The following is a 16,331-nucleotide window of genomic DNA, read 5'->3' as shown; positions in this document are numbered from 1 at the left end:
AGCCGGCTTTTTTGTTGCCCGCACGTGACGGGCGAAACTCGTCGCTTCCCGCTCTTCCGAATCCCGAATCCCCAATCCCCAATCCCGTCGCCCCATCAGCGACAAGCGTCCATCGCCTGCGCCAGGCGTTCGACGCCGATCACCTCCAGCTCGCCGACATGGCCGGATTTCGGCGCGTTGGCCTTGGGCACGATGGCGCGGCGGAACCCGTGGTGCGCGGCTTCCTTCAAACGTTCCTCGCCGTTCGGCACCGGGCGGATCTCGCCGGAAAGCCCCACTTCGCCAAACGCCACCGTCTTCTCCGGCAGCGGGCGATCACGCAGCGAGGACAGCACGGCGAGCAGCGCCGGCAGGTCGACCGCGGTCTCCTGCACGCGGATGCCGCCGACCACGTTGATGAACACGTCCTGGTCGTAGACCGCGACGCCGCCGTGCCGGTGCAGCACCGCCAGCAGCATCGCCAGCCGGTTTTGCTCCAGCCCCAGCGCGACACGGCGCGGGTTGCCAAGGCTTGACTGATCCACCAGCGCCTGCACCTCGACCAGCAGCGGGCGCGTGCCCTCGCGGGTAACCATCACCGCGCTGCCCGGCGTGGGGCCGGTGTGCGCGGAAAGAAAGATCGCCGACGGGTTGGGTACCTCGCGCAGCCCCTTGTCGCTCATCGCGAACACGCCGAGCTCGTTCACCGCACCAAAGCGGTTCTTGAACGCGCGCAGCACGCGGAAGCGGCTGCCGGCCTCGCCCTCGAAATACAGCACGGCGTCAACCATGTGCTCGAGCACGCGCGGGCCGGCAATGCCGCCTTCCTTGGTGACGTGGCCGACGAGAAACACGCTGGTGCCGGTTTCCTTCGCGTAGCGCGTCAGCCGCGCGGCCGACTCGCGCACCTGCGACACCGAACCGGGCGCCGCGGTCAGGAGTTCGGTCCAGATGGTCTGGATCGAGTCGATCACCAGCACCCGCGGATGCGCCACCGCCGCTTGTTCGAGGATGCGTTCGATGCAGGTTTCCGCCAGCGCATCCAGCGGTTCGAGCGGCAGGCCCAGGCGCTGGCCGCGCGCGGCCACCTGGGCGAGCGATTCCTCGCCGGTGACGTAGACGCTGGGCAACTGCGCGCCGAGCGTGCCGAGCATCTGCAGCAGCAAGGTGGATTTGCCGATGCCGGGATCCCCGCCCACCAGCACCACCGAGCCTTCGACCAGCCCGCCGCCGAGCACGCGATCGAGCTCGCCAATGCCAGTCAGCGTGCGCGCCTCGACGGTGACCGCCACCGCAGTGAGCGGCGTCACCTTCGATGCGCCAGCCGCCTTGCCCGCGTAACCGCCGCGTGCCGCGGCGACGGACTTTACCGCCGGCTGCAGCACGATCTCCGACAACGTGTTCCAGGCCCCGCACTCACCGCACGAACCCTGCCACTTCGGGTACTCCGCTCCGCAGTCGTTGCACACATACGCTGTCTTGGCCTTCGCCATGCCTCACCACTCCCGGAATCCGCCCTGCGCAACCACACCCTCGCCGTACGCTGCTCTTTCCGAATCTCCCATCCCGCATCCCGAATCCCGGCCCTACTCGAACCCGCCCACGAACGAGTCCGGTGCGTAGTTTTCGAACTTGGTGTACTGGCCGAGGAAAGTGAGCTTGATGGTGTCGGTCGGACCGTTGCGCTGTTTGCCGACGATGATTTCCGCCAGGCCTTTGTCGGCGGATTCCTTGTTGTAGTACTCGTCGCGGTAGATGAACATGATGACGTCGGCGTCCTGCTCGATGGCGCCCGATTCGCGCAAATCGCTCATCATCGGTCGCTTGTCGGCGCGCTGTTCGAGCGAGCGGTTGAGCTGCGAAAGCGCGACCACCGGCACGTTGAGTTCCTTCGCCAGGCCCTTGAGCGAGCGCGAGATCTCGGAGATCTCCGTGGCGCGGTTCTCCTTGTTGCCGGGCACCTGCATGAGCTGCAGGTAGTCGACCACGATCAATCCGAGCCCGCCGTATTCGCGGTGCAGGCGACGCGCGCGCGAGCGCAGTTCCACCGGCGACAGGCCTGGCGTGTCGTCGATGAAAATCTTGGCTTCGGAGAGGATGGCGATGGCGTTCGATACGCGCGGCCAGTCCTCTTCGGCCAGCTCGCCGTTGCGCAGACTCTGCTGATGGATGCGCCCCACCGAGGAAATCAGGCGAAAGGCCAGCTGCGAGGCGGACATTTCCATCGAAAACACCGCCACTGCCTTTTTCGCGCGCAGCGCGGCGCTCTCGGCGACGTTCAGCGCAAACGCGGTCTTGCCCATCGACGGGCGCGCCGCGACGATGATGAGGTCGGAGGGCTGCAGGCCCGAGGTGAGGTTGTCCAGATCGGTGAAGCCGCTGGTGATGCCGGTCAGCTGCCCGCGGTTTTCATAGCGCTCGGTGAGCAGGCGGAACGCGTCTTTCACCGCGTCGCGCATGGTCACCGAATCCTTCTTGCCGCGCGCGCCGGTTTCGGCAATGTGGAACACGCGCTGCTCGGCGTTTTCCATCACCTCCTGCACGCTCTTGCCTTCCGGGCGATAGCCGTCCTCGGTGATCGCGGTGCCGGCGTCGATCAACTGCCGCAGTACGGATTTCTCGCGCACGATCTCGGCGTACGCGGTGATGTTGGCGGCGCTCGGCGTGCCGTTCGCCAGCTCAATCAGATAACTCGCGCCGCCGACCATCTCGGCCAGACCGTTGGCCTCGAACCAGTCGCCTAGCGTCACCGCATCGCACGGCATGCCCTTGTTGGCCAGCTCGTTGATGGCGCGCCAGATCAGGCGGTGGTCGCGGCGGTAGAAATCATCCTCGGCCAGGCGGTCGGCCACTTTGTCCAGCGCATCCGGCGCCAGCATCAGCCCGCCCAGCACCGCCTGCTCGGCATCGATCGAATGCGGCGGCACCCGCAAGGCCTCGACCGCGGGCGACGCGGGTTTGCGTTCGGGAACAAAGGACATCCATCACCTCGACAATACGTTCAGCCAGCGCGCGGCGCGCGCCAGGTTCCCATCATGCGCGGCAGCGTCTCACCGGTCGAGACGGATTCCTGTGGAAAAGCTGGGGAAAACGGGGGATAAGTGGTTGTAGTCGGGATTGGGGATTCGGGATTGGGGAAAAGCACGGCAATCCCGCTGCGGCGCGCTTGGTCAAATCCCCAATCCCTGCCGGCCCCGAGCAACAAAAAAGCGCCCAGCGGGCGCTTCTTTGTTGCTCGGGGCAAACCCCCTTACTTCTTTTCGGCCACCACGACCACCTTCACCGAAGCCTGCACGTCGGCGTGCAAGTGGATGGCAACGTCGTGTTCGCCGACGTTGCGGATCGGGCCTTCGCCCATCACCACTTCGCCCTTGTGGATCTTGTGGCCTTGCGCCTGCAGCGCGAGGGCGATATCGCGCGGCCCCACCGAGCCAAACAGCTTGCCTTCCGGACCAGCGTGGGCTTCGATCGTGACCGCGACCTCGGCCAGCTTGGCCTGGCGCTCCAGCGCCTCGCTCAGCATGTTCTTGGCGCTGGCTTCGTACTCAGCGCGCCGCGCCTCGAACTCGGCGAGGTTGGCCGCATTGACGCGCACCCCCTTGCCCTGCGGGATGAGGAAGTTGCGGCCATACCCCGGGCGCACCTTCACCTTGTCGCCAAGGTTGCCGAGGTTGCGGACTTTCTGCAGCAGAATGATTTCCATCATGGTTCCTTTTCGTTAGCGCCGGCAATACCGGTGCAGCCGTGAACGGACGGGTGTCCGAAGAGCCGGGAATCGGGAATCGTCAATAGGGAATCGGAAAGCGGCAAGTTGCCATACCGATTCCCTATTCCCCATTCACTATTCCCAGCTCAAACATCGTGATTATCGGTATACGGCAGCAGCGACAGGAAGCGGGCGCGCTTGACGGCGGTGGCCAGCTGGCGCTGGTAGCGGGCTTTGGTACCGGTGATGCGGCTGGGCACGATCTTGCCGTTTTCGGTGATGTACTGGCGCAGCGTGTTGAGATCCTTGTAGTCGATCTCCTTGACGTGCTCGGCCGTGAAGCGGCAAAACTTGCGGCGACGGAAAAACTTGGACATGGTCTGGTTTCCTCTTATTCGTCGCTGTCGTGGCTGTCGTGGTTGTGGCCATGGTGGCCTTCACCGGCGTCTTCGTCATCGCGGCGGCGCGACGAGCGCGCGTCGTCCTTTTCCTTGCTCTTCAGGATGAAGGACGGCTCGACATCGGCGGCATCGCGCTTGATGACCAGGTGGCGCAGCACGGCATCGTTGAAACGGAAGCCCGATTCGAGCTCGCTCAGCGTGCTCTGGCCGACTTCGATGTTCATCAGCACGTAATGGGCCTTGGCCAGGTTCTGGATGGAGTACGCCAGCTGGCGGCGGCCCCAGTCTTCCAGGCGGTGAATCTTGCCGCCCTCGCCTTCGATCAGCGTCTTGTAGCGCTCGATCATGGCGGGAACCTGCTCGCTCTGGTCAGGGTGGACCAGAAACACGACTTCGTAATGACGCAGGGTCATCGTGGATCAACTCCTTGTGGATGCGGCCGCAAGCGGCCTCGCAGCCTCCCGCCGGATGCGGTGAGGCAAGTGTCCGTCCGGCCCATTTCGCACCGGACAGAAGCGGAATTGTAGGGGTGTCGCGCGGGTGGTTGCAAGTTGTTGATTGTACGGCTGCAACCGCTGGCTTCCCGGCTGACGCCCGGGTCGCCGTCGCAGTGCAGCAAGCGCGTCCGTTATCATGCTGGTTTGTCCACGCGCGCCTGACGGCGTGCGTTCCAGTCAACCGTGCGCCGGCGGCGCACTCAACCCAAGGAATATTTCCGATGACGGCGGTTCGCCCCACGGTATCCAGCGTGAAACAGGCCCTTTCCGGCAAGCTTGCGGCCGGCAGTCCGGTCTGCGTGCGCGGCTGGGTGCGCACGCGGCGCGACTCCAAGGCCGGGCTGTCGTTCGTCAGCGTCACCGACGGCTCGTGCTTCGCGCCGATCCAGGCGGTGGTGCCGGCCACGCTGGCCAACTACGAGAGCGAGGTGAAGCACCTCACCGCCGGCGCCAGCGTCATCGTCAGCGGCACCTTGGTGGCTTCGCAAGGCAAGGGCCAGACGTTCGAGATCCAGGCTGTATCTGTGGAGGTCTGCGGCCTGGTCGACGACCCGGAAACCTACCCGATCCAGCCCAAGCAGCATTCGATGGAGTTCCTGCGCGAGGTCGCCCACCTGCGCCCGCGCACCAACCTGTTTGGTGCGGTGACGCGCGTGCGCCACACGATGATGACGGCGATCCACCGCCACCTGACCGAGCAGGGTTTCTTCTGGGTCAATACGCCGATCATCACCACTTCCGACGCCGAGGGCGCCGGTGACATGTTCCGGCTGTCCACGCTGGATCTGGCCAACCTGCCGCACACACCCGACGGCAAGGTCGATTTCCGCCAGGATTTCTTCGGCAAGGAGGCGTTTCTCACCGTCTCCGGCCAGCTCAACGTCGAGGCCTACGCGTTGGCGATGAGCAAGGTGTACACCTTCGGCCCCACCTTCCGCGCCGAAAACTCCAACACCGCGCGCCACCTCGCCGAGTTCTGGATGTGCGAGCCGGAGATCGCGTTTGCCGACCTCGCCGCCGACGCCGATTGCGCCGAGGCGTTCCTCAAGGCGATCTTCAAGGCGGTGCTGGACGAACGCGCCGACGACATGGCGTTCTTCGCCGAGCGCGTCGAACCGACGGCGATCACGCGCCTGGAAAACTTCATTGCGCAACCGTTCGCGCGCATCGACTACACCGAGGCGGTGCAGATCCTCAAGGATTCCGGCGAGAAGTTCGAATACCCGGTCGCCTGGGGCATCGACCTGCAGACCGAGCACGAGCGTTATCTCGCGGAGAAACACATCGGCCGCCCGGTGGTGGTGATGAACTACCCCGAGGCGATCAAGGCGTTCTACATGCGCCTGAACGACGACGGAAAAACCGTGGCGGCAATGGACGTGCTGGCGCCCGGCATCGGCGAGATCATCGGCGGCAGCCAGCGCGAGGAGCGGCTGGATTACCTCGACCGCCGCATGGCGCAATTCGGCCTGAACCCCGTGACCTATGGCTGGTACCGCGACCTGCGCCGTTATGGCACGGTACCGCATGCCGGTTTCGGCCTCGGCTTCGAGCGCCTGCTGGTGTATGTGTGCGGCCTCGCGAACATCCGCGACGCCATCCCCTACCCGCGTGCCGCGGGTTCCGCCGAGTTCTGATCCGCACCTATGTTGAACCGCACCCGCATCGTTCCCCTTTGCCTTGCTCTCGGTGCCGGACTGCTGCTGGGAGGGTGCCACGCCGCCAAGGTGTTGGTGCCGCCCAACCTGCGTGCCGCCGACACGACGACCGACGACCCGTTGAAGCTCGCCCAAACGCGGCTTGCCGACGCCACGCCGTGCTGCACCAACTTCGCCGATTTCTCCTACCAGAATCCGCTGCCGTGGCAGCCGCAGAAGTTCACCGTGGGCCCGGGCAGCAGCGTGGCCAACATCAGCGGCACGCACACCTATTTCCTTGCCTTCAAACTGCCCGAGAACGCGAAACTTCCGTACCGCATCGCGTTCAAGGCCGAGCTCAGCGGGCGCTGGGTGAAGACCAGCTACCTGTTTGCCCCCACCGTGGTGCTGCTCGACAGCGGTTTCCAGCCGACCGGCGCGAGCGACGACATCAAGCTGTGCGAACGCATGGGCTGGAGCGACGAAACTTCCGGCGCATTTGGCGCCTATACCGTGAACAGTGCGGACGCGCGCTATATGCTGATCTACAGCTCGGCCGATCAGCAAAGCGGCAAAACCTATTGGGAGCAATCCCCGGCCGCGTTCAACAGCAAGGCCACGCTGGCGATGAACAACACCGGTTCGTTCAGCGTGCAGCATGGCCCGGACGGAACGTTGTGGGTCGGCATGATGAACGACACCTACGCCAAGGCGGTGGATGACTCGATCTGCGGCAAGCATGAAAAAGGCGACGGTGTGCTGAATACGTTGCGTAGTGCGGTGCCGTTGCCGTGGAGCGGCGACCACAGCGCCACGCCCGACAAGAACGCCGGCAACAAGGGCGGCTGAGCATGCTGCTGCTCTACTTTGCCCTGCTGCTGGCCGGCGTCACCTTGTTCACGCTGTCGTTTGCGGCGCCCTTCCAGGTGGCCGCGCTGATGCGCAAGCGCTACCCGCAGCACTGGCAGATCGTGGCCGAAAGTGCGCACGGCAAGCTCGGCTGGTTCCGACTGTGGGTACGCATGCAGTACGTGCTGCGCTCGCCCGCGCTGTTGGCGCTGGACGACCGCGCGGTGCTGCGCTGGCGGCGCATCTGGCGCTTCGGTTTGCTGGCCGGATGGGCCTGCTGGCTGGCCGCGCTGGCCATCCGTCTGCATTACGCCGGCTGAAATCACGTCAGCGCGTCGCCGCTGGTGGCCCGCAGCAGCAACTGGTTCAGCGGCCCAACCGGGTGGTCGTGCTGGGCGGTGATCGCGTAGAAGTGCTCGGTCAACTGCGGCGAGCGGCCAACGCTCACCAGCACGCCGGAGCGCAGTTCGTCCTGCACCACCACTTCAGGCAGCACGGTGATCCAGCCGCTGTCGCGCGCCACCAGGCGCAGCATGGTCATATCGTCGATCTCGGCCCGCAGGTTCGGCGCCACGCCGGCGGCAAAGCACAGCGCGTCGAACTGGGTCCGCACGCTGTGCCGCGCGCTGGGCAGCGCCACCTCCACGCCGGCAAGATCACGCGGCACCTCAAGCGTGGTGCCCGCCCAGCGATCGGCGCGCCCCACCAGCGAAATCACCTGGCTGCCGAGAAAACGCGAAGACACCGGACGGGTCGGGTCGGACGGTACCGGCTCGTTGGCCAGCACCACGTCGAGCTGATGGCGCAGCAGGCGGGCCACCAGCCCTTCGAGCGAGCCGGAATCCACCGACAGCACCACACTGGGGTCGGCAAACAGGGGCCGCAACCAGTTGACCTGGAAATTGCGCGACATGGTGGCCACGCTGCCCACGCGCACGCGCACGTTGCCTTCGCTGCGGCCATCCAGCCAGCCGAGCATCTGCTCGCCCAGCTCGAAAATGCTGTCAGCATAGGCAAACACGCGCTGGCCGGTGGCGGTCAATTCCAGCCCACGCCCGCGGCGATCGAACAGCGGCTTGCCCAGGCGCTGCTCCAATTGTCTGATCTGGGTGGACAACGCCGACTGCGAGGTGTGGATTTGTTCTGCGGTGCGCGTCAACGAGCCCTCTTTGGCTACCCACCAGAAGTAGAACAAGTGCTTGAAATTCAGCTTGTTGATATCCACTGTTCTTTCCTCTAGAACGATGTTGCACAATAAATATAATTTACAGAACCCGTAAGACCAACAAAAATGCGCCCGGCGTTTGACGAGGTGCGCAATGAGCGAGTGGTACGCGGCAAACTTTGCGGTAGGCCTGATTCCGGCGCTGCTGATGGTGGCGGCAGCGCTGCGGGCCTACGCCAGCGGCCACACCCTGCCACGGCACATGTGGCGTACCTTCAACGCGCTGGCGCTGCTGGCGCTGGCGTTTGCCGCCGCGGCACTGGTGCTCGAACTACTGGCGGCACACAGCGGCCACGCGGTCACCACCGGCATCGGCAACTGGCTGGCGATAAACCAGTTTGGCACCTGGGTGAGCCTGCTGGTGCAGCTCCTCGGCGCCGCGATCGGCATCTACTCCTCCAAACATCTCGAAGGCGAACCACGCCAACGGGTCTACATCGCCGCGCTGGCCGCTGTACTGGCTTCGGTGCACCTGTTGCTGCTGGCCAACCACTGGGTGGTGCTGATCGCCGCGTGGGCGGCGATCGAGTGGGCCATGCACTACCTCCTGTGCTTCTATCGGGACCGGCCGTTCGCGCTGCTCGCCGCGCACAAGAAAATGGTCACTGATCGCGGCGCCGACGTGCTGCTGGTTATCGCCGCGCTGCTGGCCTGGCGCGAGGTGGGCAGCGGCTCGCTGACCGACCTGTGGGCGTACCTGGCCGCCGGCCACGCATCGCCGACACTGGCGTGGAGCGGCGTATGCCTCGCGCTGGCGGTGATTGCCCGCACCGCCCTGATGCCGGTGCACGGCTGGCTGGTGCAGGTAATGGAGGCGCCGACGCCGGTTTCCGCCCTGTTGCATGCCGGGGTGGTCAACCTCGGTGGCTACGTGCTGGTGCTGTTCGCGCCGCTGCTCGGCGTGGCGCTGGCCGCGCGCTGGCTACTGGTGGTGTTCGGCCTGGTCTCCGCCGTGGTCGCCGGCCTGGTGCTGCTCACGCGCGTCAGCCAAAAAGTGCACCTGGCGTGGTCCACCATCGCGCAGATGGGTTTCATGCTGCTGGAGTGCGGACTGGGCCTGTACCTGTTTGCCGCACTGCATCTCCTGGGACACTCGCTGTACAAGGCGCACAACTTCCTGAACGCATCGAGTGCGGTGAAGGAAACCAGCCGCAAGCTCATCACTGGCGAGGTCGAGAACTCGCACGCAAGCATGTTGCTGGCGGTGCCGGTGGCGCTGGCCATCGTGCTGGCCTTCCGTCTGCTGGCCGGCAATCATGCCTGGCCGTGGTGGTGGGCCGGCGTGCTGGCACTGGCCTGGGCGCCGCTGCTGTGGGTGCCCAAGGCCTCGCGCGAGCGCACCGGCACGGTGGCCGTGCGACTGGCCACTGCGCTGGGTACCGCGGTGGCCCTGACCGTGGCCGCCTGCCTTGTCGACCGGGCGCCGATCGGCGCCAGCGAAGCGCCGCTGGCCGGCGCCGGCATCGTGGCGCTGGTCGGCATGACGTTGATGTATCTGGAAATGGTCGCCTTCCAGGTCTGGCCGCACGCGATCCGCACCTTGCGCCGCTGGGTCTACGCCGGTTTCTACATGGACGAGGGCTACACCCACTGGGTGCTGCGCCTGTGGCCCACCCGTTGGGCCGGGGTGGAGAGCTGCGCGGTGGTGACGCCCGCGTCCACTGGCACCTGTGCCCGTTCAGAGGCCTGATCGTCATGCCAAACCAGACTGCCATGGCCACCTCTCTCACCGCTGCTACCGACGACGCCGCCCTGCAAGCCGCCATCACCGGCGCCTGCGCCAGCATCATGGCGGCGTGGCCGCTGGATCAGGCGGTGGCCGTCAACCCGCACTGGCGGCGCGTCGGCCGGCCCATCCGCCAAGTCGCCGCGCAGCTGGCGGTGCTGGGCGATTTCCGCGTGTTTCCGGCGCGCGACTACATTCGGCGCGAGTGGAATGCCGGGCGTATCCGCCGCGCCGACCTCGACGTCGCCCTGCAGGTTCACGCCACCCACGAGCCCTGTGCGACCACCGCGGAACAATGCATCGCCGAGCTGGCCAAGCCGCTGCACGTGGCGCAGGAGCCGCTGCTGGTCGATCTGCTCGACGACCCGGTGCAACAGAACCTGCGCTGGCCGTGGCGCGCGGCGATCGTGTTCCAGCTGAGCCAGATGTGCGCCACCTATTTCGACCGCCACCAGGCCGACTGGCGCGCTGCCGGCAACCCGAGCCTGTACGGGTTCTGGCGCGAAAGCGCGGTGCGCGACCACGGTCTGGGTTCGATGCTCGGCCTGCCCGGCCTTGCCCGCGAGCTGCACCAGTTGCCCGTGCAGGCGGACGCAGCCGCGCGCTGGGCGATCGCCGAACTGGGCTTGCCGCCGGCCGCGTGGCAAGAACATTTCAAGGCGCTGCTGCTGTCGATCAACGGCTGGGCCTCGTGGTGCGCGTACATCCAGTGGCAGAAGGTGCCCTCCGAGCAAACCGATCTGCGCCTGCCCGAACTGCTCATTGCCCGCCTGGTGTGGGAGGCGGTACTGGCGCGCTGCGTTGCGCCGGATTGCCGGCGTGCCGCGCTGGCCACGCTGGCATCGAGCTGGGCCGACTTCGACGCCCGTGTCGCCGCCGCCGATGCCGCGCTGGTGGTGGACGAACTGTGGCAGCAGGCGCTCGAGGCCAGCTACCAGCGCGAGCTGGCCGACAAATTGCGCACGCCGGTTGCCCCGGTTGCGCCCACCGCGCCTGAGGCGCAGGCCGTGTTCTGCATCGACACCCGCAGCGAACCGATGCGGCGCGCGCTCGAAACCAGCTACCCGCAAGTGGAAACCCGCGCGTTTGCCGGGTTCTTCGGCATTCCCATCCACTACAACCTCCTGGGTACCGACATCCGCCGGCCGCAATTGCCGGGTCTGGCCTACCCCAGCATCGCGGTGCAGGAAGTGGTGACTGCCCCCGGCGAAAGCGCCGCCGACGAGGCCCGACTGGCGCACACGCGCAGCGCACGCTGGAAATATCTCGCCCGCTTCGATCAGTGGCTGGGCACCGTGCGCTGGCCGAGCGCGACGTTCTCGTTCGTCGAGTCGTTCGGCGTGGGCTACCTTGGCAAGATCGCGCACTGGATTCGTCCACCGGCCGGCCCGCGCGTCAGCGCCGACCGCCTTGGCCTGCCGGCCGCGGTGCAGGCGCAGGTGCGCCCGCAGATCGTCGGCCTCGACCCGGCGCAAAGAGTCGAGCTGGCCGCCAACGTGCTGCACACCATGGGGCTGGACGACCGCCTTGCGCCGCTCGTCGTGCTGTGCGGCCACGCCGGCCACTGCACCAACAATGCGCATGCTTCCACGCTCGATTGCGGCGCCTGCTACGGCCGTCCAGGCGAAGCCAACGCACGCGCGCTGGCGCAGCTGTTGAACGACCCCACGGTGCGCGTCGGACTGCACGCGCGCGGGATGGCGATCCCGACGGAAACGGTGTTCGTCGGCGCCCTGCACAACACCACCACCGACGAGGTGACCGGCTTCGACCTGGATCTGCTCAACCCGGCGGCGCTCGCGCAATGGCAGAAAATGGCGCAAGCGTTTGCCGCCGCCGGCGCGCGCATCCGCGCAGAGCGTGCGCCGGCGCTGTGGATGAAACCTGCGCCCACGCCGGCCGCACTGCTCACCGATTTCCGCCGACGCGCCAACGACGGCGCGCAAACCCGCCCGGAATGGGGGCTCACGCGCAATGCCGCGTTTCTCATCGGCCCGCGCGAACGTTCCCGCGGCCGGGTACTGAGCCGCACCTACCTGCACGACTACGACGCTCGCTTCGACCCCGACGGCAGCGTGCTCGAAAAGCTGATGATGGGGCCGATGCTGGTCACCCACTGGTTGTCGTGGCAGTACCACGCATCCACCTGCGATCCGCTGCACTACGGCAGCGGCAACAAGGTGCTGCACAACGTGGTCGGCGGGCACATCGGCGTGTTCGAAGGCAACGGCGGCGACCTGCGCATCGGGTTGCCCAAGCAGTCCCTGCACGACGGCGAAGGCTGGTATCACCAGCCGGTGCGGCTGACGGTGGTGATCGACGCTCCCGCCGCGTCGATCGAGCGCACGATGGCGCGCAATGCGGTGCTCGGCCAGTTGTGCGACAACGGCTGGATGCTCCTGTGGCGCTACGCCGGCGATACCCTGCTGCGCTACGAACGCGGCCAGTGGCTTGCCACCGGGGTGTGAGCAATCACCCAACAAAAAACCGCCGGCGCAAGGCCGGCGGCTTTCTTGTTGCATGAACCCGAAGCTCAGCCAGCGCTGGCCGGGGTCTCGGCCGGAGCGGCTGCACCCTCTGCAGCCGCCTTCTTCGCCGCCTTCTTGTGGTGCTTGGCAGCCTTGTGGTGGTGCTTGGCAGCCTTGTGATGCTCGGCAGTCTTGTTCTCCGTGGCAGCCGGGGCGGCCTGTTCCGGAGCAGGAGCGGCCTGCTGTGCGGCAGCAGGTGCAGCCTGTTGCGGCGCCGCCTCTTGGGCCAGCACGGAACCGGACAGGGCAACGCCAGCAGCAAGCAAGGTAGCGATCGCAAGTTTACGCATCATGATGGTGAACCTCGAAATATTGTTGTATCGCGGACCCGGCCGGAACCCGGCACGACGGGTGGCGCGACGGCGCCTATAAGGCGGCAACGATCAGATACGGAGGCTGAACAGAACGGGACTTTTTGCGCAATCTTGCGGAGCGGATATCGCGCCTTCAGCTTGATGGCAACGAGGCCTTTGACGCGCGCTCGCATGGCACGCCCGCGGCGGGGCACATCACACTGCGCGTGGCGCTTGAACCGTGGCGCGGCACCATGCAGGCTAACCTCGCAACCCGGCTCGGAGATGCATCCATGTTCCCCCGCTGGCACGTGCACCATGTACTCGGCCTGGTTCTCCTGGCGCTGGCAAGCAGTGCCCCCGCGCAATCGCGCCTGTCGTTCTTCCGCCACTACGCGGCACAACCCGGCGCCCTCGCACGGCGCCAGTTTCTGCTGGCGGAAATGCCGCGCCTGGCACCGGTCGAACAGGTCTTCGCACGCCAGCTCCTCGCCAGCACCGACGCCGAGCTCGGGCGCTACCGGCAAGCACTCGAGGATTTTCCCTTCGACCAGCGCGAACTACCCACCATAGCCCTGCCCATGCCGCGCACGTTGCCCACGGTTGAGCGCATCGACTACCGCGATTTCGTCGATCCGCGACGCGTGGCCGACGCGCTACCGGCAGCGCCAGCCATTGCACAGGCGGCCACCGGACGGCGATTGGTGCTGATCAATGAAGCCCACCACGATGCGCACACCCGCGAGCTGGTGCTGCAGCTCCTGCCGCGCCTGCGTGCATTGGGTTTCGACCACTTCGCCGCCGAAGCCTTGACCGAGGACGGCAAGACCTTGGCGCAACGCGGCTACCCGCTCGTATCCAGCGGCACGGAATACCTGCACGAACCGCTGTATGGCGAGATCGTGCGCGAAGCGATCCGGCTGGGTTACACGCTGGTGCCGTACGACCCCACCGACCCGGCGCCGGATCGCGACCTGGCACAGGCGGAGAACCTCTACCAGCGCGTGTTTGCCCACAACCCGTCGGCGCGCCTGTTCGCGCTGGTCGGCTACGCCCACCTCGACAAGGCGCCCGGCGAGCTGGGGCCGGTAACGCCGATGGCGATGCGGCTCAAGGCGCTGACCGGCATCGAGCCGCTGTCGATCGACCAGACGATGTTTCGCGAAATCCGCCCGGAACCGCCGCACAGCATCTACCGCTGGGTGGCGGCCGCCTGGCCATCGCACACGCCGGTCGTGCTGCAGGTGCAAGGCGAAGATGCCTTGTGGAGCGCCGACCCGAAACGCCACGACATCAGCGTGATCCTGCCGCCCGCATACGGGCGCAAGCGGCCGGACTGGCTCACGCTGGGCGGCACGCGGCACGCCTATCCGATCACCACCGCACTGTGCGCCAACCACCTACCGTGCCTCGTCGAGGCGCGTCACGCCGACGAATCCGCTGATGCGGTCGCCGCCGACCGCTACGCCTTCTTCCAGGCCCCGGCCAACAGCCGGCTCTACCTGCACCCAGGCGGTTACCAACTGCGCGCCAGCGATGCCGCCGGCCGAACACTGGGCACGTGGTCGATCAACGTGAAGTAACCCCAGTGGCGGAGTTCGCCCTTTTGTGGGCGTGGGATCACGACACCCTCTGGAGAGTCGCGTCCTGATCCCGCACCGGGAATACCTCTCGCCAGTTTTCTGGCGAGTCACGCCACCGCACCAGCCGCTGCACGGCAGAAATCTTTCCGCCCGCCCCTTGCATCCAGACAATTACGAGCGTAGTTTCAATGACAGATTACATTCGTAGGCAAAGGTGCTGCATGTCCGCAGACATTTCCATCAGCGAAGCCGAAAGCCATGTCATGACGCTGCTCTGGCAGCACGCGCCGCAAAGCTCGGAGGAAATCGTCGCCGCACTGCTCGCCACCAGCGACTGGCAGGAAAAGACCATCCGCACCCTGATCGGCCGCCTGCTGGCGAAAGGCGCCATCGCGGCAAGCAAAGACGGCCGGCGTTACCTCTACACCCCACGCATCACGCGCGACGCGTGGCAATCGCAGGAAAGTCGCAACCTGCTCGATCGCGTATTCGGCGGCAAGCTCAGCCCGCTGCTCGCGCATTTCAGCGAACATGAAAAGCTCTCGGCCAAGGACGTGGCTGAGCTGCGCAAGCTGCTCGCACGCATCGACGCGAAGGGCCGCTGACATGACCGCCCAACTGTTGCTCGCGCTGTACGCCGTCAGCGTTGCGCTGGTGGTGGTGTTGACCGGCCGTCGCGTCATGCGACGACTGGCTGGCGCCGGCCCCGCATTGGGCCTGTGGTGGCTGCTTCCGCTCGCCATGGGGATGCCGTGGCTGCCGGCGCTACCGATCCCCCGACTGCACTTGCCGTTGGTCACCTCCCTGCCGGGCCCAGTGCTGTCGACGATCACCACCGCCAGCGACCAAGCCGGCCTCCCATGGTGGTGCATCGTGTGGATGGCCGGCGTCGCGACCATGCTGATGCGCCTGCTGGTGCATTACCTCCGCGTGCATCGCGCGAGTCGAGCGCTTCCCGCATCGTTCGCCGCCAGCTTGCGCCGCGATCTTGGCGCCGCCGTGCTGCACCGCGTGCGCACACACACCCTGCCGGCCCAGCCGTGCTGTGGGCGCCACGCAGCGTAATCCTGCTGCCGACCGATTTCGCGCAGCGTTTCGATGCGGACCAACGGCGTTTCGTGCTGCATCACGAGTTGTCGCACCTGCACCATGGCGACGCGCTGTGGATGTTGCTCGCCGAGGCCACGTTCGCCTTGCTCTGGTTTCATCCCCTGGCATGGATCGCCCGCGTCCGATTCCGGCTGGACATGGAACTCGCCTGCGACGAGCGCGTACTGCGCAGCACGCCGCACGACGCTGCCGGCTACGCCCGCACCCTGCTGCACAGCGCTGGCATCGCCCCGGTTTCGGCGCTGATCCCCTGGTCGACCGGGGCGCAACTCAAGGAACGACTCACCATGATCCAGCGTCATCATGTCGGTGCCCGGCGCCGTCTCGCCGGCCATGCCCTGCTGGCCGCGCTCCTAGTCGGCAGTGTGTTCGCCGCGCAGGCAACCGGCCAAAACCACCCCGCCGCCAGCAATCTCGATTACAACCAGACGATCCAGCCGCGCTACCCGGCAGCGGCGATCAAGGGCGCCGAACAAGGCACCGTGATGCTGCTGGTGCAAGTGCACCCGGATGGTTCCGTGGGCACCGTCAACTTCGATCCACAGCACAGCACAACCAACTCGGCCGACCTGATCGCCGCCGCCACCGATGCCGCACGGCAATGGCATTTCCAACCCAAGCTTGAGAACGGCAAGGTGGTCGAAGGCGTCGCGCGCGTACCGGTGCAATTCAGCATCTCGCCGCTCGAAGACAAGAAACCAGGTTCAAAGTCGTAAGCAATCATTTGATTTGAAGAAGGTTTGCAAGCTTGATAACCTCGGCACAACGTTTGCCGAGGTTGTCACGTGAACGCTCCG

General features: G+C 66.2%; 16 protein-coding genes. 9 read left to right on the top strand and 7 right to left on the bottom strand.

What is annotated here, in order from left to right; genetic code table 11:
- Positions 1–95: 95 nt before the first annotated feature.
- From radA to rpsF, 5 genes are all read right to left on the bottom strand, one after another.
- Complete coding sequence (gene radA, locus AC3WP6_RS05890) at positions 96–1,472, bottom strand: DNA repair protein RadA (RefSeq protein WP_492626860.1); 1,377 nt, start codon at positions 1,470–1,472, stop codon at positions 96–98.
- A 93-nt stretch (positions 1,473–1,565) separates the two neighbouring features.
- A complete protein-coding gene (locus AC3WP6_RS05885; protein ID WP_492626859.1) occupies positions 1,566–2,960 on the bottom strand; it encodes a replicative DNA helicase in 1,395 nt (464 codons plus the stop codon).
- Positions 2,961–3,229: 269 nt separating this feature from the next.
- Entirely contained in the window at positions 3,230–3,682 is a 453-nt protein-coding gene (gene rplI, locus AC3WP6_RS05880; RefSeq protein ID WP_492628642.1) for a 50S ribosomal protein L9, read from the bottom strand.
- A 149-nt stretch (positions 3,683–3,831) separates the two neighbouring features.
- On the bottom strand, positions 3,832–4,062 hold the full coding sequence (rpsR, locus tag AC3WP6_RS05875; RefSeq protein WP_492626858.1) for a 30S ribosomal protein S18: 231 nt from the start codon (positions 4,060–4,062) through the stop codon (positions 3,832–3,834).
- 14 nt (positions 4,063–4,076) lie between these two features.
- A complete protein-coding gene (gene rpsF, locus AC3WP6_RS05870; RefSeq protein WP_492626857.1) occupies positions 4,077–4,499 on the bottom strand; it encodes a 30S ribosomal protein S6 in 423 nt (140 codons plus the stop codon).
- A gap of 305 nt (positions 4,500–4,804) precedes the next feature.
- Here rpsF and asnS point away from each other — a divergent pair, with 305 nt between their 5' ends.
- Genes asnS through AC3WP6_RS05855 form a run of 3 tightly spaced genes read left to right on the top strand, consistent with a single transcriptional unit; the run spans position 4,805 to position 7,389 of the window.
- The gene (asnS, locus tag AC3WP6_RS05865; protein ID WP_492626856.1) at positions 4,805–6,220 is read left to right on the top strand and encodes an asparagine--tRNA ligase; all 1,416 of its coding nucleotides are present in this window, start codon (positions 4,805–4,807) and stop codon (positions 6,218–6,220) included.
- A gap of 9 nt (positions 6,221–6,229) precedes the next feature.
- The gene (locus AC3WP6_RS05860) at positions 6,230–7,069 is read left to right on the top strand and encodes a MalM family protein (protein ID WP_492626855.1); all 840 of its coding nucleotides are present in this window, start codon (positions 6,230–6,232) and stop codon (positions 7,067–7,069) included.
- A 2-nt stretch (positions 7,070–7,071) separates the two neighbouring features.
- The gene (locus AC3WP6_RS05855; protein WP_492626854.1) at positions 7,072–7,389 is read left to right on the top strand and encodes a hypothetical protein; all 318 of its coding nucleotides are present in this window, start codon (positions 7,072–7,074) and stop codon (positions 7,387–7,389) included.
- A gap of 2 nt (positions 7,390–7,391) precedes the next feature.
- On the opposite strand, the gene AC3WP6_RS05850 is transcribed toward AC3WP6_RS05855, so the two are convergent.
- A complete protein-coding gene (locus AC3WP6_RS05850; RefSeq protein WP_492626853.1) occupies positions 7,392–8,294 on the bottom strand; it encodes a LysR family transcriptional regulator in 903 nt (300 codons plus the stop codon).
- 94 nt (positions 8,295–8,388) lie between these two features.
- Here AC3WP6_RS05850 and AC3WP6_RS05845 point away from each other — a divergent pair, with 94 nt between their 5' ends.
- Positions 8,389–9,984 (top strand): NADH-quinone oxidoreductase subunit L, encoded by a 1,596-nt coding sequence (locus AC3WP6_RS05845; RefSeq protein WP_492626852.1) that lies wholly within the window; start codon positions 8,389–8,391, stop codon positions 9,982–9,984.
- A gap of 23 nt (positions 9,985–10,007) precedes the next feature.
- Entirely contained in the window at positions 10,008–12,488 is a 2,481-nt protein-coding gene (locus AC3WP6_RS05840; RefSeq protein ID WP_492626851.1) for a YbcC family protein, read from the top strand.
- 65 nt (positions 12,489–12,553) lie between these two features.
- Here AC3WP6_RS05840 and AC3WP6_RS05835 read toward each other — a convergent pair whose 3' ends face one another.
- Positions 12,554–12,841 carry a hypothetical protein gene (locus tag AC3WP6_RS05835; RefSeq protein WP_492626850.1) on the bottom strand — a complete coding sequence of 96 codons (288 nt, stop codon included), beginning with the start codon at positions 12,839–12,841 and terminating at the stop codon, positions 12,554–12,556.
- A gap of 293 nt (positions 12,842–13,134) precedes the next feature.
- Here AC3WP6_RS05835 and AC3WP6_RS05830 point away from each other — a divergent pair, with 293 nt between their 5' ends.
- From AC3WP6_RS05830 to AC3WP6_RS05815, 4 genes are all read left to right on the top strand, one after another.
- Positions 13,135–14,424, top strand: coding sequence for a hypothetical protein (locus AC3WP6_RS05830; RefSeq protein WP_492626849.1), 1,290 nt, complete (start codon positions 13,135–13,137; stop codon positions 14,422–14,424).
- A gap of 221 nt (positions 14,425–14,645) precedes the next feature.
- The gene (locus tag AC3WP6_RS05825) at positions 14,646–15,029 is read left to right on the top strand and encodes a BlaI/MecI/CopY family transcriptional regulator (RefSeq protein WP_492626848.1); all 384 of its coding nucleotides are present in this window, start codon (positions 14,646–14,648) and stop codon (positions 15,027–15,029) included.
- Position 15,030: 1 nt separating this feature from the next.
- Positions 15,031–15,489 (top strand): hypothetical protein, encoded by a 459-nt coding sequence (locus AC3WP6_RS05820; protein ID WP_492626847.1) that lies wholly within the window; start codon positions 15,031–15,033, stop codon positions 15,487–15,489.
- Positions 15,465–16,250 (top strand): TonB family protein, encoded by a 786-nt coding sequence (locus AC3WP6_RS05815; protein WP_492626846.1) that lies wholly within the window; start codon positions 15,465–15,467, stop codon positions 16,248–16,250. The genes AC3WP6_RS05820 and AC3WP6_RS05815 overlap by 25 nt, the downstream gene beginning before the upstream one ends.
- The last annotated feature ends 81 nt before the right edge of the window (positions 16,251–16,331 follow it).

The organism is Rhodanobacter sp. FW106-HT46G03, assembly GCF_058789895.1.
Note: the sequence above shows the minus strand (reverse complement) of the source record. Positions and strands in the feature narration are given on the sequence as shown.